Origin of the sequence: Streptomyces sp. NBC_00075 (assembly GCF_045041225.1) — a bacterium.
In the GTDB taxonomy this organism is placed as follows: Bacteria; Actinomycetota; Actinomycetes; order Streptomycetales; family Streptomycetaceae; genus Streptomyces; species Streptomyces adonidis.
Genome location: NZ_CP108243.1, coordinates 6,286,945 through 6,305,453 on the forward strand (window position 1 = coordinate 6,286,945; position 18,509 = coordinate 6,305,453).

Annotated in this window: 15 protein-coding genes and 1 pseudogene; 8 read left to right on the forward strand and 8 right to left on the reverse strand. The window is 70.9% G+C overall.

The features are described 5' to 3' along the window. Positions 1–34 precede the first annotated feature (34 nt). The 3 genes and pseudogenes from OG787_RS27515 to OG787_RS27525 form a co-directional block, all read left to right on the forward strand. Positions 35–1,207 carry an acyl-CoA dehydrogenase family protein gene (locus OG787_RS27515; RefSeq protein WP_405536742.1) on the forward strand — a complete coding sequence of 391 codons (1,173 nt, stop codon included), beginning with the start codon at positions 35–37 and terminating at the stop codon, positions 1,205–1,207. Beyond that, positions 1,207–2,256: a Zn-dependent alcohol dehydrogenase gene (locus OG787_RS27520; protein WP_405536744.1), complete on the forward strand. Its 1,050-nt coding sequence runs from the start codon at positions 1,207–1,209 to the stop codon at positions 2,254–2,256. The genes OG787_RS27515 and OG787_RS27520 overlap by 1 nt, the downstream gene beginning before the upstream one ends. Positions 2,257–2,413: 157 nt before the next feature. Continuing rightward, positions 2,414–3,581 (forward strand): annotated as a pseudogene (locus OG787_RS27525) (MFS transporter); the annotation flags it as partial. Between the two features lie 23 nt (positions 3,582–3,604). Here the strand turns inward: OG787_RS27525 and OG787_RS27530 are convergent. Further along, a complete protein-coding gene (locus tag OG787_RS27530) occupies positions 3,605–4,702 on the reverse strand; it encodes a GlxA family transcriptional regulator (protein WP_405536746.1) in 1,098 nt (365 codons plus the stop codon). Positions 4,703–4,773: 71 nt separating this feature from the next. Between OG787_RS27530 and OG787_RS27535 the strand changes: the two genes are divergently transcribed. Next, positions 4,774–6,126: an MFS transporter gene (locus OG787_RS27535; RefSeq protein ID WP_405536747.1), complete on the forward strand. Its 1,353-nt coding sequence runs from the start codon at positions 4,774–4,776 to the stop codon at positions 6,124–6,126. Between the two features lie 30 nt (positions 6,127–6,156). Here the strand turns inward: OG787_RS27535 and OG787_RS27540 are convergent, their stop codons facing one another. Beyond that, the gene (locus tag OG787_RS27540; protein WP_405536748.1) at positions 6,157–6,903 is read right to left on the reverse strand and encodes a nucleotidyltransferase domain-containing protein; all 747 of its coding nucleotides are present in this window, start codon (positions 6,901–6,903) and stop codon (positions 6,157–6,159) included. Between the two features lie 421 nt (positions 6,904–7,324). Here OG787_RS27540 and OG787_RS27545 point away from each other — a divergent pair, with 421 nt between their 5' ends. Then, entirely contained in the window at positions 7,325–8,389 is a 1,065-nt protein-coding gene (locus OG787_RS27545; RefSeq protein WP_369033003.1) for a methyltransferase, read from the forward strand. Here the strand turns inward: OG787_RS27545 and OG787_RS27550 are convergent. From OG787_RS27550 to OG787_RS27565, 4 genes are all read right to left on the reverse strand, one after another. After that, positions 8,358–9,023, reverse strand: a complete 666-nt coding sequence (locus OG787_RS27550) for a flavin reductase family protein (RefSeq protein WP_405536749.1) — start codon at positions 9,021–9,023, stop codon at positions 8,358–8,360. The two genes, OG787_RS27545 and OG787_RS27550, sit on opposite strands and share 32 nt — an antisense overlap. Before the next feature lie 50 nt (positions 9,024–9,073). Continuing rightward, entirely contained in the window at positions 9,074–9,889 is an 816-nt protein-coding gene (locus OG787_RS27555) for an enoyl-CoA hydratase/isomerase family protein (RefSeq protein ID WP_405536750.1), read from the reverse strand. Between the two features lie 28 nt (positions 9,890–9,917). Beyond that, entirely contained in the window at positions 9,918–12,179 is a 2,262-nt protein-coding gene (locus OG787_RS27560) for an acetate--CoA ligase family protein (RefSeq protein ID WP_405536751.1), read from the reverse strand. Between the two features lie 177 nt (positions 12,180–12,356). Then, the gene (locus OG787_RS27565; protein ID WP_369032999.1) at positions 12,357–13,535 is read right to left on the reverse strand and encodes a flavin-containing monooxygenase; all 1,179 of its coding nucleotides are present in this window, start codon (positions 13,533–13,535) and stop codon (positions 12,357–12,359) included. A 163-nt stretch (positions 13,536–13,698) separates the two neighbouring features. Between OG787_RS27565 and OG787_RS27570 the strand changes: the two genes are divergently transcribed. Both OG787_RS27570 and OG787_RS27575 read left to right on the forward strand, forming a co-directional pair. Then, positions 13,699–14,169 (forward strand): Zn-ribbon domain-containing OB-fold protein, encoded by a 471-nt coding sequence (locus tag OG787_RS27570; RefSeq protein ID WP_405536753.1) that lies wholly within the window; start codon positions 13,699–13,701, stop codon positions 14,167–14,169. A gap of 4 nt (positions 14,170–14,173) precedes the next feature. Further along, a complete protein-coding gene (locus OG787_RS27575) occupies positions 14,174–14,803 on the forward strand; it encodes a GNAT family N-acetyltransferase (RefSeq protein ID WP_405536754.1) in 630 nt (209 codons plus the stop codon). Here the strand turns inward: OG787_RS27575 and OG787_RS27580 are convergent. Together OG787_RS27580 and katG are read right to left on the reverse strand one after the other, a co-directional pair. Then, complete coding sequence (locus OG787_RS27580) at positions 14,781–15,452, reverse strand: pyridoxal 5'-phosphate synthase (RefSeq protein WP_405536755.1); 672 nt, start codon at positions 15,450–15,452, stop codon at positions 14,781–14,783. The genes OG787_RS27575 and OG787_RS27580 overlap by 23 nt on opposite strands. A gap of 78 nt (positions 15,453–15,530) precedes the next feature. Next, complete coding sequence (gene katG, locus OG787_RS27585) at positions 15,531–17,753, reverse strand: catalase/peroxidase HPI (protein WP_369032996.1); 2,223 nt, start codon at positions 17,751–17,753, stop codon at positions 15,531–15,533. A 285-nt stretch (positions 17,754–18,038) separates the two neighbouring features. Here katG and OG787_RS27590 point away from each other — a divergent pair, with 285 nt between their 5' ends. Then, a complete protein-coding gene (locus OG787_RS27590) occupies positions 18,039–18,449 on the forward strand; it encodes a Fur family transcriptional regulator (protein ID WP_369033075.1) in 411 nt (136 codons plus the stop codon). Positions 18,450–18,509: the final 60 nt, after the last annotated feature.

An 18,509-nucleotide genomic window follows, 5' to 3' on the forward strand; every position in this document is an offset into this window, starting at 1 on the left:
GGGTGTCGGCGTCCGGCGTTTGGAGGGGAGCCTCGTGGAGTTTGGATTCAGTGCCGTTGATGAGGAGTTCCGTCGGGAAGCTCGGGGGTGGCTCTGCGCGCATGTCGATGGGGCCGGTGATCGGCGGTCCTGGGAACGGGTGTTGGGGAAGGCCGGGTGGATCGGGCTCTCCTGGGGGGAGGAGGGGTACGGGAATCGCAGGCTCTGTCTGACTCAGCAGGTTGTCTGGGCCGAGGAGTACGCGCGGTCTGGGGCGCCTGTGCGGTCCGGGCATATTGGGGAGAATCTGCTTGCGCCCACGTTGCTCGCGCATGGGAGCGAGGAGCAGCGGGCGCGGTTTCTGCCGCCGGTTGCCGCCGGTGAGGAGTTGTGGTGTCAGGGGTACAGCGAGCCCGGGGCGGGGTCCGACCTTGCCGGGGTGAGTACGAAGGCCGAGCGTGCGTCCGACGGGACGTATCGGATCACCGGGCAGAAGATCTGGACCTCCCTTGCCCATGAGGCCGATTGGTGCTTTGTGCTCGCTCGTACGGAGGCGGGGTCGAGTCGGCATCACGGGCTTTCGTTTCTGCTCGTACCCATGGATCAGCCCGGGCGGATCGAGGTCCGGCCCATTCGGCAGATGACCGGGACCAGTGAGTTCAACGAGGTCTTCTTCGACGGGGCGCATGCGCGGGCGGAGCATGTCGTCGGGGGTGAGGGGGGCGGCTGGGGCGTCGCGATGAGTCTGCTCGGGTTCGAACGTGGGGTGTCGACGCTGGCCCAACAGATCGGGTTCGCCGGGGAGTTGGGGCGCGTGGTGCGGGCGGCCGTCGACAGCGGCGCGGTGGCGGATCCCGTCGTACGGGAGCGACTCGTGCGGCAGTGGGCCGAGTTGCGGGTCATGCGGTGGAACGCCCTGCGGACGTTGGGGGGTTCGGCGGACGTCGGCGGCGCGGCGAGCGTGGCCAAGCTGCTGTGGGGCGGATGGCATCAGCGGCTGGGGGAGCTGGCGATGCTGGTACGGGGGGCGACTGCGGGGGTGGGGCCGGTGGACTGGTCGGCCGAGGCGCCGTACCAACTCGACGCCGCGCAGCACCTGTTCATGTTCTCCCGGGCCGACACCATCTACGGCGGCTCCGATCAGATCCAGCGCACGATCATCGCCGAGCGCGTGCTCGGTCTGCCCAGGGAATCCAGGGAATCCAAGGGAATCAAGGGGGCTGGCTGATGCGCGGGGTGCTGTTCGACGGGAAGCAGGTCCAGGTCGTCGACGATCTGGAGGTGCGGGAGCCGGGGGCCGGGGAGGTGCTGGTCGCGATTGCGGCTGCGGGGTTGTGTCACAGCGATCTGTCGGTCGTCGACGGGACCATTCCCTTTCCCGTTCCTGTCGTGCTCGGGCACGAGGGGGCGGGGGTGGTGGAGGCCGTCGGGGACGGTGTCACGCATGTCGTACCCGGGGATCACGTCGCCCTGTCGACGCTCGCCAACTGCGGTGCGTGCGCGGAGTGCGACCGGGGGCGGCCGACCATGTGCCGGCAGGCGATCGGGCGGCCCGGGCGGCCGTTCACCCGGGGCGGGCGGCCGGTGTTCCAGTTCGCGTCCAACTCCGCCTTCGCGGAACGGACGGTGGTGAAGGCCGTGCAGGCGGTGCGCATCCCGAAGGACATCCCCATGACCTCCGCCGCGCTCATCGGGTGCGGGGTGCTGACCGGGGTGGGTGCCGTGCTCAACCGGGCCAAGGTGGACCGCGGGGACAGCGTGGTGGTGATCGGTACGGGCGGGGTCGGGCTGAACGTCCTCCAGGGGGCGCGGATCGCGGGCGCCCTGCGGATCGTCGCCGTGGACGCGAACCCGGCCAAGGAGGAGGTGGCTCGGCGGTTCGGCGCGACCCACTTCCTGACGTCCACGGAGGGGGTACGGGAGGTGCTGCCGCCGGGTGCCGACCATGTGTTCGAGTGCGTGGGGCGCGTGGAACTCGTACGGCAGGCCATCGATCTGCTCGACCGGCACGGGCAGGCGGTGCTGCTCGGCGTACCGCCCGCCACCGCCGAGGCGTCCTTCCTCGTCTCGTCGATGTACCTGGACAAGTCGATCCTGGGCTGCCGTTACGGGTCCTCGCGGCCCCAGCGGGACATCGCGCTGTATGCCGAGCTGTACCGCGAAGGGCGGCTGCTGCTCGACGAGTTGGTGACCGAGACGTATCCGGTCGAGGACTTCGAGAAGGCGGTGGGGGACGCGGAGGCGGGGCGGGTGGCTCGGGGGGTGCTGACGTTCTGAGGCGCGCGGGATCACCTGCTGCCTCGGTGGCTGACTTTCCGACTCGGGGATGGTTCCGAGTCGGGGGATCGCTTTCTGAATGGGGCATGCCAGGAGTTGTCCACAGGCGCCGGAAAATCCCTGGGGTGTTGTCGGTCCCGGCCTCTACCTTCGGCCCATGAGCTATCGCGACGTCGCCTCGAAGCAGATCCTGATCTGGGCCTGCACCTCCGTCGGCGCGCGCGTGCCGGTGGCCATGGCCCCGCTGGCCCTGGTGTTCCTGGTGCGCGAACGCCCGGGCGGCTATGCCCTGGGCGCGGCACTCGCCGCCGCGTTCGTGATCGGGGAGATGATCGGCGCTCCGGTCGTCGGTCTGCGGCTGCGTCCCGACCGGGCCCGTCCGCAGCTGGCGGCGGCGCTCGCGGCTGGGACCGCCGGATTCCTGGGGCTCGGAATCTTGCCGGGGGCGCATCCCGTGGCCCTCGCCGCGTTCGCGTTCCTGGCCGGTGGTGCTCCGGCCGCGGTCGCCGGCGGGCTGCGCGCGATGCTGACGACGCTGGTCCCGGCGCGTGCCGTGACGCAGGCACTGTCCACCGAGTCCATGCTGAACTCGGGCATATGGGCCGTCTCCCCGGCCGCCGTCACCGGCCTCGCGCTGGGCGTCGCACCGCGCGTCCCGCTGCTCCTCGCCGCCGCGCTGATGGCGTCGTCGATCGTGGGCCTGTGGCTGCTTCCGGCGGGCTGGGCGGCGCCGGACGACGGGCACCGGGCGGAGGGGAAGGGACGGGGGCTTTCGCTGCTGGGGCTGCTGGTCGCCGCCTGGCCGGTGTACGTCACGGGTGCGGCCGGACTCACCCTGCTCGGCCTGGCCGAACTCGTCCTGCCCGCGCTTCTCGAACAGCGCGGCATCGGGGTGGGCTGGTCCGGCCCGATACTGACGGGACTGGCGGTCGGCGCGGGACTCGGTGCCTTCCTCTACGGCGTCCGGGCCTGGCCGGGGCGGCTGCGCACCCGCAGCGTGGTGCTGATCGGCGGTATGTCGGTCTGTGTGACCGCCGCCGCGCTGATACCGCACACGGCCGGGATCGCCGCCGCGCTGGCCCTGGGCGGCATGCTCCAGTCGGGCGCGCTGGTCACCCGCAATCTGTCCCTGCGCGAGACGCTTCCGGCGGATGCCCTCGCCGCGGGCTACTCGGTCATGTACGCGGCTGCCAGCGCGGGTTACGCGGCGGCGGGCTCGCTCGCGGGCGCCCTGCTCCAGGTGACGGCACCGTCCACGGCGGTCCTGGCGGGCGTGGCCCTGACGCTGGTGCTGACGGCCGTCGGGTGGTGGGGCGAGACGCGCTCCGGTGAGAGTTCGGCGCGGGTCTCAGCGCAGGGCGTCGACAGCGTCGGGGCTGCCGACACCGCTGGACCGGCCGGCGATCCGGTCGCTGCCACCCGTCCCCACGCCCCCGGACCGGAAGGTACGGCGATACGCGGTCGGCGTGACGCCGAGGATCGTCTGTAGATGCTGCCGCATCGACTGGGCCGTGCCGAAGCCCGCGTCCCGGGCCACCTGGTCGACGGACAGGTCGGTGGACTCCAGGAGATGCCGGGCCCGTTCCACCCGCTGCTGGGTGAGCCACTGGCCGGGGCTGACGCCCACCTCCTCACGGAACCGGCGTGTGAACGTCCGTACCGACATCGACTCCTGCTCGGCCATGTCGCGCAGTTGGAGGGGTTCGTGGAGGCGGGCCAGGGCCCAGGCGCGGGCGGCGGTCGTGGTGGCCAACTGGGGTGCCGGTACCGGGCGTTGGATGTACTGGGCCTGCCCGCCGTCGCGGTGCGGCGGTACGACCGTACGGCGGGCCACCTCGTTGGCGACGGCGGCGCCGTGGTCGCGGCGCACCATGTGCAGGCACAGGTCGAGCCCGGCCGCGACGCCGGCCGAGGTCAGCACGTCGCCGTCGTCGATGAACAGGACGTCCGCGTCGACCTCGATCTGCGGGAAGGTCCGCTGGAAGTGCTCGGCGTCGGCCCAGTGCGTGGTGGCCGGGCGGCCGTCGAGGTGTCCGGCGGCGGCGAGGACGTACACGCCGGTGCAGATGGAGGCGAGCCGGGTGCCGGGCCGGATGTGGGCGAGGGCGGCGGCCAGTTCGTCGGTCAGCACGCCCTCCTCGAAGACCGGGCCGAGTTCGTACGACGCCGGGACGATCACCGTGTCGGCGGTGGCCAGGGCCTCCGGGCCGTTGGCGACCTGGATGGCGAAGTCGGCGTCGGTCTCGACGGGGCCCGGCGGCCGGATCGAGCAGGTCACGACCTCGTACAGATGCCGGCCGCGGGCGTCCTTGGGGCGGCCGAAGATGCGGTGCGGGATGCCCAGCTCGAAGGGGAGCAGACCGTCGAGGGCGAGGACGACGACGCGGTGGGGCCGGAAGTCCGCGTCCTCTTGCGGACGGAGGGAGGCGATGGGGATGCTGGTCATGGCCCGATCCTAGCGAATGCTGTCTCTTGGGCCACTCGTTCGGGGAGTTCGCAGGTCGGAAGCTTGACGGCGTGACGACAACAGAGACATCCGACGCCGCCGGTACCGCTGATGCCTCCGGTGCCTCTGGTGCCGCCAGTGATCTCCGGAAGTCCGGCCGGGCGCCCCGCATCCGCATCCACCGGGCGTGGTTCGTCGCCGCCGTCGCCTTCGTGACGATCATCGGCGCCGCCGCCTTCCGCTCCCTGCCCGGCCTGCTCATCGACCCGCTGCACCAGGAGTTCGACTGGTCGCGCGGCACGATCGGCGCCGCCGTCTCCATCAACCTGGCGCTGTACGGGCTGACGGCGCCGTTCGCCGCCGCGCTGATGGACAGGTTCGGCATCCGGCGGGTCGTCGCGGTGGCCCTCGCGGTCATCGCGCTGGGCTCGGGCCTGACCGTGTGGATGACGGCGGCCTGGCAACTGATGCTGTGCTGGGGCCTGTTGGTCGGCCTGGGCAGCGGTTCGATGGCGCTGGCCTTCGCGGCGACGGTCACCAACCGCTGGTTCACGGAGCGCCGGGGCCTGGTGACGGGCATCCTCACGGCCGCCTCGGCCTCCGGCCAGCTGATCTTCCTGCCGCTGCTGTCGTGGATCATCGAGACGTACGACTGGCGCCCGGCGGCGGTCACGGTGTCCCTGGCGGCCCTGACGGTCGTCCCCTTCGTCTGGCTCCTGCTGCGCGACCACCCGGCGGACGTGGGCCTGAAGCCGTACGGGGCGCGGGAGTTCGTACCGAAGCCGGCCCCCGTACAGGGCGCGGCGCGCCGCACGGTGAAGGTCCTGCTCTCGGCGATGCGCACGGGCCCGTTCTGGCTCCTGGCGGGCACCTTCGCGATCTGCGGGGCCTCGACGAACGGCCTGATCCAGACCCACTTCGTACCGGCGGCCCACGACCACGGCATGCCCATCACGGCCGCCGCCTCCCTGCTGGCGGTGATCGGGGTCTTCGACGTGGCCGGCACGATAGCCTCCGGCTGGTTCACCGACCGCTACGAACCGCGCCGCCTCCTGGCGGTGTACTACGCGCTGCGCGGCGTCTCGCTCCTCTTCCTCCCGATGCTGCTGGCACCCTCGATCCACCCTCCGATGATCTTCTTCATCGTCTTCTACGGCCTCGACTGGGTCGCCACGGTCCCGCCCACGATCGCCCTGTGCCGCGAGCACTACGGCGACGACAGCGCGATCGTCTTCGGCTGGGTCCTGGCTTCGCATCAGGTGGGGGCGGCGCTGGTGGCCTTCCTCGGGGGGATGGCGCGGGATGTCTTCGGGTCGTACGACGTGGTCTGGTATGCGTCGGGGGCGTTGTGTGCGGCGGCGGCGTTGATGGCGTTGGTGATACGGCGGCGGCCGGTGGGCCGGGTGGTGGGAGCCCTGGCCTGAGGGGTTTCCGGCGGGGACCGCGACACCCCGTCAACGTCCGGGGGCAGCGGCAACCGGATCAACGACGCCGTGCCAGGTCCGGCGGTAGCCCTCGCGGAGAGGTCCGCCGACCAGGTCGAGGATCTCCATGGCTGCGTCGATCAGGCGCTCGGGGTCTCCCGACTCGCACAGGTGCAGGTGCCCTTCCAGCAGGGCGGCCCCACGCTCCGCGTCCGCCTCCAGAAGGCGTCGCGGCAACCACTTCCCGCGACCGATCCAGGCGTGGTGGTGGTCGCAGAGCAGATCGGCCGCTGTGTCGAGAACGAACCCGGCCACTGCCAGCCGCTCCATGCGGTCGCCCGCGTCAGCGAGATCGTCCAGCGCGTCCGTCAGCCCGTACCTCTTCGTCTCGACCGTCTCCGGTTCCAGTGCCGGCGGCCCCTTTCGGAGTTCCGCTTCGGCCAGGGCACGCGCCCGCCCGGCCTCGCCGTTCGTGTCGACCAGGACGATCCCGGCGACATACATGCTGATCAGGACCGCACGACGCGCAGCGACGTCCGCCGCGAAGAGCTCTGCGAGACCGGCACGGGTGTGGACGAAGAGCTCCACGACACGTCCCTCGAACCGAATCGTCTCCCGGCACGTCTCGTCACCGTCCTCGACGAGGACCGCAATGTCCAAGTCACTACGGGGAGTGGCCCGCCCGGCAGCCGTCGACCCGGCAAGGATCACGGCGAGCGCATCGGGGAAGCGGCCCTGGGCGAGACGTCGCGCTTGGTCGACGGGATCCGTGTTCATGACGAAAGGGTTCCAGGATCCCTGACCGACAGCGACCGGGTTTTCCCTGCCCACGGCCTGACCATGACGAACGGTGACGGGACCGGGAGTGCAGGGCGGGTCGGCTCGTCATGTCCGACCTGGCCGAGCACCTGAGCCTACGAGATCTGTGGTCGTGAGCCCGGGCCCGCGCGTCCAAGTAGTCTGAATCCGAACTCACCCGCTCGGAAAGGCTCCCCGTGACTCTCGGTGCGATCGGCGTGCTCGGTGCGGTTCTTGGTGACGTCTCCTCTCGCGCTTCGACGCGGGAGCGGTAACCGGCCGTACCGGCCTGTCCCTGGCTACCTCTGCTCGGACGCCCGCGCGACCCTGCTGTTCGCTCTCCTCCTCGTCGAAGCGCTCTTCGTGCCCCCGCACGTTCGATCACGAGGAGTACTACGTCGTGTCCACGAATCGATGGACCGAGAACACCGTCGTCATTGACGACCGCACGCGTGCCGACACCGCCTACCGACTGGCCTGCGAAGGCAACGCCCTGCTGTGGCGGGGCGACTTCCACAACGGACGTCAGCTGCTGGCGGCGATGGGACGCCGCATCGACCGGAAGCCGCTTCGGGCGGGAACCACCCCGGCGGATACGTTCTGGGCGTACCGCCGGTCCCGGGCCCACCGCGCCCGGGTGCTCGGACGGATCCTGGTCCGGCTGGAGGAGGACTACTCGCTGGGTTTGCGCCGAGCCCCCGACGTACGCAGGGCCTGTGTGGACGCCTATGGTCCGCCGGGAGGCCCTTCAATGGTTCCCCTCCGGGAGCTGCTGGGCGTCATCGGGGCGCGGCAGTGGCGGGAGAAGGGGGTGGAGGTGCCGGCCCTCGGCGCCCGTATCCACCCCCACTACGGCGTGTTTTCCCCGGTGCGGGGCGAGTACGTCGATCTGGTCGCGCGGGCGCCCCTGCCCACGTTCCGTACGGCCTGCGACGCCTTCGACCTGGGGACCGGGACCGGGGTGCTCGCCGCGCTCCTGGCCCGACGGGGTGTCGAGCGGGTCGTCGCGACCGACATCGGGGCGCGTGCTCTGGCGTGCGCGCGGGACAACGTCGCCCGGCTGGGCCTCGGCAACCGCGTTCGGGTCGTGGGTCCCACGCTCTATCCGGACGGCCGTGCCGGGCTCGTCGTCTGCAATCCGCCCTGGATTCCCGCGCGGCCCGTCTCCGACCTGGAGCTGGGCGTCTATGACGCGGACGGCGGCATGCTGAACGGCTTCCTGGCGGGGCTGGCCGACCGTCTGGAACCGGGCGGCGAGGGTTGGCTCGTCCTGTCCGACCTGGCCGAACACCTGGGACTACGGACCAGGGACGAGCTGCTGGACGCCATGGGGGCGGCGGGACTGAGGGTGGTCGACCGGATCGGCACCCGGCCGTGTCACCCCCGGGCGCGGAACCGCACCGACCCCCTGCACGCGGCCCGCGCCGCGGAAGTCACGTCGCTGTGGAGGCTGGCGGCTGTCTGAGCGGGGCCGGGTCGTCCTCGAGTCGGGTGAACCGTCCGCGATGGAACAGCAGCGGGGGGTCCCCATCGTCGTCGCCCGTCCCCAGTGCCTCCACCCGCCCCACGACGATCAAGTGATCGCCCCCCGTGTGCACCGCCTGGATCGTGCAGTCGATCCAGGCGGCGGCGCCCGCGAGGCGGGGGGAGCCTGAGACGGGCGTCGGCTCGTGGTCGACGCCCGCGAACTTGTCCGTGCCGCTCCTCGCGAAACCGCGGCACAACTCGCCCTGGGCGGCGCCCAGTACGTTGACGCAGAAGACGCCCGCGCGGGCGATCAGCGGCCAAGTCCTCGACGTACGGCCGACCATGAAGACGACCAGGGGCGGGTCGAGAGAGAGGGCGGCGAAGGACTGGCAGGCGAAGCCGGCGGGGGCGGTCTCGCCTTCGGCGGGCGGGGCGGTGACGACGGTGACGCCGGTCGCGAAGTTGCCCAGTACGCGCCGGAATTCGGCCGGGGGGACCGGCGCCCGCTCGTCGTCGCCGACCGCCCGTAAGTCCGGCCTGGGCAGCGCTTCGACGGGGGCCGCGACCATGGGCGCGCCGGCCGATCTGAGATAACGGACGGCAGCCGCCGCCATTCCCGCTTGTCCCAACATACGTTCCATTGGAACTGACGGATCGTCAGAAGTGAAGCCCTGTAGGGGAGTCAGCTGCCGTTGTAGCGAGGGGTTCGGCGTTCCACGAAGCTTGCGACGCCTTCCGTCGCGTCCGCCGTCCACATGTTGATCTCCTGGGCCGTGGCCTCGGCGGCGAAGGCCGACGCGCGGTCGCTGTCCAGGGAGGCGTTGATCAGCTGCTTCGTGAGGGCGAGGGTTCGGGTCGGGCCGGTGGCCAGGCGTTCCGCCCATTCCCGGGCCGTCTTGTGGAGGTCCTCGGCCGGTACGACCCTGTTGACCAGGCCCAGGCGTTCCGCGTCCGGGGCGGTCAGCGCGTCGCCGAAGAACATCAGCTCCTTCGCGCGCTGCGGGCCGATCAGGCGGGGGAGGAGGTACGCGCCGCCGCCGTCGGGGACCAGGGCCCGGCGTACGAACACCTCTATGAAACGGGCCTGTTCGGCCGCCAGGACCAGGTCGCAGGCGAGTGCCAGGTGGGCGCCCAGGCCGGCCGCCGTGCCGTTCACCGCCGCTATCACCGGCTTCTCGCAGTCCAGGACCGCCGAGATCAGGCGCTGGGCGCCCTGGCGGATGACCCGTGCCACGTCACCTGCGATCCGTTCGCCGGTGGACTGACCCCCGCCTCGTAGGTCCGCGCCCGTGCAGAAGCCCCTCCCCGTGCCGGTGAGGACGACCGCCCGTACGGCGGGGTCGGCGGAGGCGTCCGAGAAAAGTTGGATCAGGCGTTCTCGCTGGTCAGGGGTGATGGCGTTGAGGGTTTCGGGGCGGTTGAGGGTGATCCACGAGACCTGGTTGTCAGTGGCGTGCAGTACCAATGACTCAATGGATTCTTCGGGGGAGGAAGTCATGGGTGTGCTGCTCCATTTCCTACGATGGCTAGGGCAGTGGCTGGTCGGCGTCCGGGTCCGGTCCCGGCCCGCACACCGCCAGTGCGTCCAGCGCCACCGCGCCCTGCCCCCTGGGCAGCACCATCAGCGGGTTGATGTCCAGCTCCGCCAGCTCGTCCCCGAGTTCCAGCGCCATGCGCTGCACCCGCATGACGACCTCGACGAGCGCGTCCAGGTCGGCCGGGGGGCGCCCCCGGACCCCGTCCAGCAGGGCCCGCCCGCGCAGCTCGGTCAGCATGTCCCGCGCCTGCTCCTCGCCGAAGGGCGGCACGCGTACGGCGGTGTCCCGCAGGACCTCGACGAGCACGCCGCCGAGGCCCACCGTCACCGTCGGCCCGAACAGGTCGTCGTGCGTGACGCCGACGACCATCTCGACGCCCCGCTCGACCATCTGGCACACGAGTACGCCGTCCAGGTCCACGCCCTCGTAGCGGGCGATGTCGGTCAGCTCGCGGTAGGCGTCGCGGACCTGGCTGGCCGAGGTCAGCCCGATCTTCACCAGCCCGAGCTCCGTCTTGTGGGCGATCTGGCCGCCCGACGCCTTCATCACCACCGGGTAGCCCACCAGTCCCGCCGCCCGGACGGCCGCCGCCGCGCTGGTCACCAACTGCTCGCGCGGCACCCGGATTCCGTATGCGCGCAGCAGCAGCTTGGCCGCGTGCTCGCTCAGTGCCTGACCGGGTCGCATCAGCGCCCGCGCCTTGCGGAAACTGGGCGAAGGGGTGCGCGGAGCCTCGTCGAAGGGGGAGCGGTAGGAGGCGGTGAAGCGGGCGTGGTCGAGGTGGGCCCGGACCGCCGTCACGCAGTTCGCGAAGGTGCGGAAGGTGGCCACGCGGGAGGAGCCGAGCAGGGTCTCGCGGTACGCCGCCTCCGTGCCGACCGGCGACCCCCAGATCACGCACACCAGCTTGTCCGTCTGCTCGGCCGCCTCCACGAGGTCACGCGCGAGCTTGTCGCTCATAGGGGGGAAGGGGCCGGTGATGGGACAGACCAGGACGCCCACCTCGGGGTCGGCGAGGATCGCGTCGATGATCTTCCGGCCGCGCCAGTCGCCGACCGGATGCCCGCCGCTGTCGACGGGGTTGGCCACGTTCAGGTAGTCGGGTATCCACTCGTGCAGCTCGGTCTGCTTGGCGGCGGAGAGCGTCGGCAGGTGCAGGCCGGCTTCCGTCGCCAGGTCCGCGAAGTGCGCGCCCGTGCCGCCCGAGATCGAATAGACGGCGACCCCGTCGGCGAGCGGGGGGCGGGCGCGGGCCAACAGGGCTGAGGTGTCCTGGAGTTGGTCGAGTCCGTCGACGCGGATCACGCCGTACTGCCGCATCGCCGCGTCCACCACCGTGTCGGCGCCGGTCAGTTTGCCGGTGTGGGAGGCGGCGGTGCGGGCGCCGGTCTCGGTGCGGCCCACCTTGACGGCGACGACCGGGACTCCGCGCCGGGCGGCCCGGTCGGCGGCCAGGAGAAAGGAGCGGCCGTCCTTCAGGCCCTCGACGTAGCAGGCGATGGCGCCCACCTCGGGCTGTTCGGAGAAGTACGAGATGAAGTCGGCGGTCTCCAGATCGGCCTCGTTGCCGGTGGGGGCCCAGTGGGAGAGGCGGATGCCGAGTTCCTGGAGGGCGAAGACGGGCCGGCCCTGGTGGCCGGACTGGGTGATCAGGGCGATCGCCGGGCCGTCGAGGTCGTCGCGGAAGTGCTCGAAGGCGTTGAGGTTGGTGTTCGGACCGAGGAGGCGGAGACCGGAGCGGCGGACGGCGGCGGCGAGACGGGCCTGTGCCTCGGCACCCGCCTCACCTGTCTCCGCGAACCCCGACGCGAAGGCGACGGCGAACTTCACCTTGGCCTCGGCGAGTTGCTCGACCACGGGAAGGGGGTCGGCGACCAGGAGTACGGCGAGATCGACCTGCTCGGGCAGGTCCGCGACGGAAGGGAAGCAGGGTATGCCGAAGACGGCCTCGCGGGTCGGGTGCACCGGGTGCAGCCGGGCACCGACCCGCTCGGCCCACGCCAGCAACTGGCGGGTGATACCGGTGTTCGGCCGCCCCTCGGCGTCCGAGGCACCGACCACCGCCAGGGACTCGGGCCGGAAGAAGCGGTCGAGATCGGGCACGCCGGCGTACAGCGGCCGGCCGCCGACGTCGAGATCGTCGACGTCGGCCGGCCTGCCGTGCACGACCGGCGAGGGCTGCTCGCCGCAGGCGATGACCCGGGCCCGGCGGGAGTCGGTGGTGAGGGTGCCGTGGGTTGATCCAAGCATCGGTCCGCCCGCTCCTGTGTGACAGCCAATTAACTGACGCAGTGTCAGGTTACTGAACTGACACTGCGTCAGGAACCGCTGTGCACACAGAAGCTGAGGAAGGGCCCCGGCGGCGCGCCGGCCGGCCGTCCTCCGTCAGCCGTCTTCCGTCGGCCGCACCCGGTCGACCGGGCTCGGTCAGTGGCGTACGGCGGTCTGCCGTGCCACCGCCTTCGCGATGCGTGCCGCGTCGATCGCCATCTCCCGGAACATGCCGCTGATGGGGTTGGTGAAGCCGGTGAAGTAGAGGCCGGGCGCGTTCTTCGGGGCGCGCGGCCCGTGCACGACCGGCTTGCCTCGCGCGTCGAGTACGTCGAGGTGGCCGACGAGGCCCTCCAGGCCGCGGAGGTAGCCCGTGGCCGCGATGATCGCGTCCGGTTCGAGGTGTTCGCCGTCGGCGAGGACGACCTTGCCGTCCTCGAAGCGCTCCACCGCGGCGACGATCTGGACCCGCCCCTTGCGCACGGCGTCGATGAGGCCGACGTCCTGGACCGGGATCGAGCCCGCGTTGACGCGCGAGTACAGGCCGGTGTCCGGGCGGGGCAGCCCGTGGGCGGACAGGTCGGGCACGCTCACCTTGGCCATCGGGCCGGCGAGCTTGTCGACGAGGCGCACCGGCAGCCGTCGTACGAGGATGCCCGTGAACTGGGCCGCCCAGCCGGCCGTGGACCGCCGCACGATGTGCGGAGCCGTACGGACCGACAGCCGTACGCGCGAGGCCCCGCCCTCCATCAGGTCGACGGCGATCTCGGCGCCGGTGTTGCCGATGCCGACGACGAGGACGTCGCGGCCGGCGTAGGGGGCGGCGTTGCGGTACTGGGCGGCGTGCAGCAGCTCGCCGCGGTAGGCGTCGCGCCCGGGCCAGTCGGGAATCCGGGGGGTGTGGTTGGTGCCGGTGGCGATCACGACCGCGCTGCCGGTCAGCTCGCGGCCACCGGTGGCGTGCAGCAGCCAGCCGGTGCCGTCGGCGGTCCGCTCGACCCGGGACACCTCGACGCCGGTGACGACCTCCAGCTCGTGGTACTCGGCGTACTTGTCGAGGTAGCGCACGACGTCGTCCCGTGACACCCACCGGCCGAAGGAGCGCGGCATCGGCAGCCCGGGCAGCGAGGACAGGCGCCGGGTGGTGTGGAGATGCAGCCGGTCGTAGTGCCGCCGCCAGGACGTCCCGACCCGCTCCCCCCGCTCCAGCACCACGGCCCGCACTCCCTGGGCCCGCAGCGCGTACGCGACGGCGAGGCCTCCGGGCCCGCCGCCGATGACGTACACGGGAGCCGCAGAAGTCGAGGTCGAAGGTGCTGTCGAGGCGTCGGTCATGTGCCTGAGCGTATTCACCTGATCACTTGTTGGGTCTCGGTCAAGCTCGGAATTGGTTGCGGATTGATCACGACTGCGGGAGGAGTGGGTGGGTCGAGTGGCGTAGGGGGCCTGGTTGTGTCCGCTCGGTGAGGTCATACTCGACTGACACACCGTCAGATTCATGATTCGGGTAGTCGTCAGGGGGGCCGCAGTGGGCATGGGCACAGGCATGGGCGCGGATCGGTACGACATCCCTGACGTCGACGCCTTCACGCGCGTCTACTGGGATGCCGCCGCCGACGGGCGGTTGCTCGTGCGGCGGTGTGGTGGCTGTGGGCGGGCGCATCACTATCCCCGGGAGTTCTGCCCGTCCTGCTGGAGCGAGGACGTGGCGTGGGAGGGTGCGAGCGGGCTGGCCACGCTCTACACCTGGTCCGTCGTCCATCGCAATGACCTGCCGCCCTTCGGGGAGCGGACGCCGTACGTCGCCGCTGTCGTCGATCTCGACGAGGGGCCGCGGATGATGACCGAGGTGGTGGACGCCACCGAGGGTGAGCTGTGGGTCGGGATGGGGCTGGAGGTCGCTTTTCGGGACGGTGTGCCCGTGTTCCGTCCACGGGGTGGGAGTCGTACAGCCGTACGGCTTCAATAGGGTGATGGCCCATATCCATGAGCGGTCCCTCACCCGCCCGATCCCCGAGTTTCCCGAGCTGCTCGGTCACGGACTGCGGCTGCGGCAGTGGCGCGCGGACTCCGACACCGACGTCGACGCGTGGCTGCGCGGACTGACCGACCCGGACTTCAGGCGCTGGAACACCCCCATGAAGCCGGTCACCGACCTCGACAGCGCCCGGGACTCCCTCGGCACCCGTTCCGGGACCGCGGTCGACGGCACCCGGGTGTCCTTCTGCGTCACGGACGCCGTCAGCGGCGCGATACTCGGCCACCTGGGCGTCAACGACATCGACCCCTTCATCCGCCTCGCCCGCGTCGGCTACTGGGTCCTCCCCGAGGCCCGCGGCAAGCGCGTCGCCACCCGCGCCCTCGCCCTCGGCGCCCGCTGGGCCTTCGACACCCTCGGCCTCAACCGCCTGGAACTCGGCCACGCCCTCGGCCACGACGCCTCCTGCCGCGTCGCCGAACACTGCGGATTCCGCTACGAGGGGACACTGCGGGGCGCGATGTTCGAGGAGGGGCGGCAGGACGTCTTCCGGGATGTGCATCTGCACGGGCGCATCGCCCAGGACCCGGAAGCCGCCCCGCCTACGGCCACAGCAGCTCCCTGACCCAACCCGTCTTCGAATTCGCCTCCGTACGGCGGTACTTGAGCCGTACGTGCCGTCGCTGGGCCTCGCCCTGGAAGAACTCGGCCTCGTCCGGGCGCAGTCGGTACAGGGTCCAGGTCGGGGAGGGGGCGTCCGGCTCGCGCTGCGCCCGTTCCCAGGCCGCCTGCGACACGCTCGCCAACTCGTCCAGGGAGCCCAGTACTTCGCTCTGGCGGCCGGTCAGCGCGGCGGCCAGAGCTCCCGTCGAGCGGGCGTGCAGGTCGGCCTGGGCTTCGGAGGAGGGGGCGGACTCCACGGGCCCCCGCAGCCGGATCTGGCGGCCCAGCGCCGGCCAGTAGAAGTGGAGCGCCGCGTACGGGCGTGCCGCCAGCTGTCGGCCCTTGGCGCTCCCGGAGTGCGAGGCGAAGGACCAGCCGTCGGTGTCCGCGCCGTGCAGCATCACGGTCCGTACGTCGGGCAGGCCGTCCGCGTCCGACGTCGCCAGGGACATGGTGTGCGGCTCGGGCTGACCGGCGGCCACCGCCTCCGCGAACCAGGTGGTGAAGAGGGGGAGCGGTTCGGTGGGGGCTGCGTCTGGGTCGAAGGCCGGCAGCGTGGTGACCTCGGGGGACCACACCCGTAGGGTCTTGAGCAGCTCGTGCAGTGACATGGGGACGAGTATCGACGAAAACGTCCGGGCCGACCCGTGAGGGCCGACCCGGACGTCATCGTTCAATAAACCAGCGGATCAGACGAGGTCGAAGCGGTCCGCGTTCGACACCTTGACCCACGCCTTGACGAAGTCCTTGACGAACTTCTCCTTGGCGTCGTCGCTCGCGTAGACCTCCGCGACCGCGCGCAGCTCCGAGTTGGAGCCGAAGACCAGGTCGGCACGGGTGCCGGTCCACTTGACCTGACCGGACTCGTCGCGGCCCTCGAAGGTGTTCTGGTCCTCGGACGTGGCCGTCCACTCCGTGCCCAGCTCCAGCAGGTTGACGAAGAAGTCGTTCGTCAGCTGGCCCGGGGTGGCGGTGAAGACGCCGTGCGAGGAGCCCTGGTAGTTCGCGCCGAGGACGCGCAGGCCGCCGACGAGGACGGTCAGCTCGGGGGCGCTCAGGTTGAGCAGGTTCGCCTTGTCCAGCAGCAGGTACTCGGCGGGAAGGCGGTTGCCCTTGCCGAGGTAGTTGCGGAACCCGTCGGCGGTCGGCTCGAGAGCGGCGAAGGACTCGACGTCCGTCTGCTCCTGCGTCGCGTCCGCGCGGCCCGGCGTGAACGGGACCTCGATGTCGTAGCCGGCGTCCTTGGCCGCCTTCTCGACGCCCGCGGCGCCCGCGAGGACGATCACGTCGGCGATCGAGATCTGCTTGCCGCCGGACTGGCCGGCGTTGAAGGCCTCCTGGACGCCTTCCAGGGTGCGCAGCACCGTGGCCAGCTCGTCCGGGTTGTTGACCTCCCAGCTCGCCTGCGGCTGGAGGCGGATGCGGGCACCGTTGGCGCCGCCGCGCTTGTCGCTGCCGCGGAAGGAGGACGCCGCGGCCCAGGTGGTGGAGACCAGCTGGGAGACCGTGAGGCCGGTGGCGAGGATCTGCGCCTTGAGGGCGGAGACGTCGGCGGCGTCGACCAGCTCGTGCGTGACCGCGGGGAGCGGGTCCTGCCAGAGCAGCGTCTCGGACGGGACCTCGGGGCCGAGGTAGCGGACGACCGGGCCCAGGTCACGGTGGGTCAGCTTGAACCAGGCGCGGGCGAAGGCGTCCGCGAACTGGTCCGGGTTCTCGTAGAAGCGACGGGAGATCTCCGCGTACGCCGGGTCGAAGCGCAGCGACAGGTCGGTCGTGAGCATCGTCGGGAGCTTCGACTTCGACGGGTCGTGCGCGTCGGGGATGATCGCCTCGGCGTTCTTCGCCACCCACTGGTTGGCGCCGGCCGGGCTCTGCGTCAGCTCGTACTCGTACTCGAAGAGGTTCTTGAAGAACCCGTTGCTCCACTGGGCCGGCGTGGCGGTCCAGGTGACCTCCAGGCCACTGGTGATCGCGTCGCCGCCCTTGCCGGAGCCGTACGTGCTCTTCCAGCCGAAGCCCTGCTGCTCGATCGGCGCGGCCTCGGGGTCGGGGCCGACGGCGTCCGCCGGGCCCGCGCCGTGGGTCTTGCCGAAGGTGTGGCCACCGGCGATGAGGGCGACGGTCTCCTCGTCGTTCATCGCCATACGGCGGAACGTCTCACGGATGTCGCGGGCCGCGGCGAGCGGGTCCGGGTTGCCGTTGGGGCCCTCGGGGTTGACGTAGATCAGGCCCATCTGGACGGCGCCGAGGGGCTCCTCCAGCTCACGGTCGCCGGTGTAGCGCTCGTCGTCGAGCCAGACCTTCTCGGGACCCCAGTACACGTCCTCGTCGGGCTCCCAGACGTCCGCGCGGCCGCCGCCGAAGCCGAAGGTCTCGAAGCCCATCGACTCCAGGGCCACGTTGCCCGCGAGGATCATGAGGTCGGCCCAGGAGAGGTTCTGGCCGTACTTCTTCTTGACCGGCCACAGCAGACGGCGGGCCTTGTCGAGGTTGCCGTTGTCCGGCCAGCTGTTCAGGGGGGCGAAGCGCTGCTGACCGGCGCCGCCGCCGCCACGGCCGTCGCTGATGCGGTAGGTGCCCGCGCTGTGCCAGGCCATCCGGATCATGAACGGGCCGTAGTGCCCGAAGTCGGCCGGCCACCAGTCCTTGGAGTCCGTCAGCACCGCCGCGATGTCCTGCTTCACGGCGGGGAGGTCGAGGGTCTGGAACGCGGCCGCGTAGTCGAACTCCTCGCCCAGCGGGTTGGAGACCGCGGGGTTCTTCGCGAGGATCTTCAGGTTCAGCTGCTCGGGCCACCACTGGCGGTTGCCGCCGCCCTGGGTCGGATGCGGGGCACGCGTGTGCGCGACCGGGCAGCCACCCGTGCCCTCGGTTTTCGCGTCGGTGACGATCGCGTCATGGTTCTCAGACATGGGAATCCTTCCGGACGGGGCAGATCTCGGTGGTGCTGACGAACTGCGTGCTCAGGAACTGGGGGTGGGGGGACGCGGAGCGCGTGGAGGAGGTCACACACGCCGTCACGTCGCTGCTGTCTCCTGCCGTACTGGAGGCTCTTCCTGTCCCTTGGCCATCGCCGTAAGCGATCCTACAATGGACAAGGTCCAAGTCAAGAAGTGTGACAAATCCATATCCTATCGGAACCCGGACGTCCACTGGTAAAATCCGTGTATTCCACCGAACCTGAATAGGTGAACGATATGAGTGACCTGCTGGAGCGACTGCGTGGACGCGGCTGGCGGATGACTTCCCAGCGGCGTGTCGTTGCGGAGGTCCTCGACGGCGAGCACGTCCATCTGACGGCTGACGAGGTGCACGCGCGTGCGGCTCAGCGGTTGCCCGAGATTTCTCGGGCGACCGTCTACAACACCCTGGGTGAGCTGGTGTCCCTGGGGGAGGTCATAGAGGTGGCCACGGATGGGCGGGCGAAGCGGTACGACCCGAACGCGCACCATCCCCACCAGCACCTGATCTGCTCCAAGTGCGGGACGATCCGGGACGTCCACCCGACCGGTAACCCCCTGGCGGATCTTCCGGCGGAGGAACGCTTCGGCTTCACCGTGTCCCAGGTCGAGGTGACGTACCGGGGGCTGTGCGGGGCCTGTTCGTAGGTCTTCTTGTTTGAGGCCGGCTGCGGCGCCGTTGTGGCTGGTCGCGCAGTTCCCCGCGCC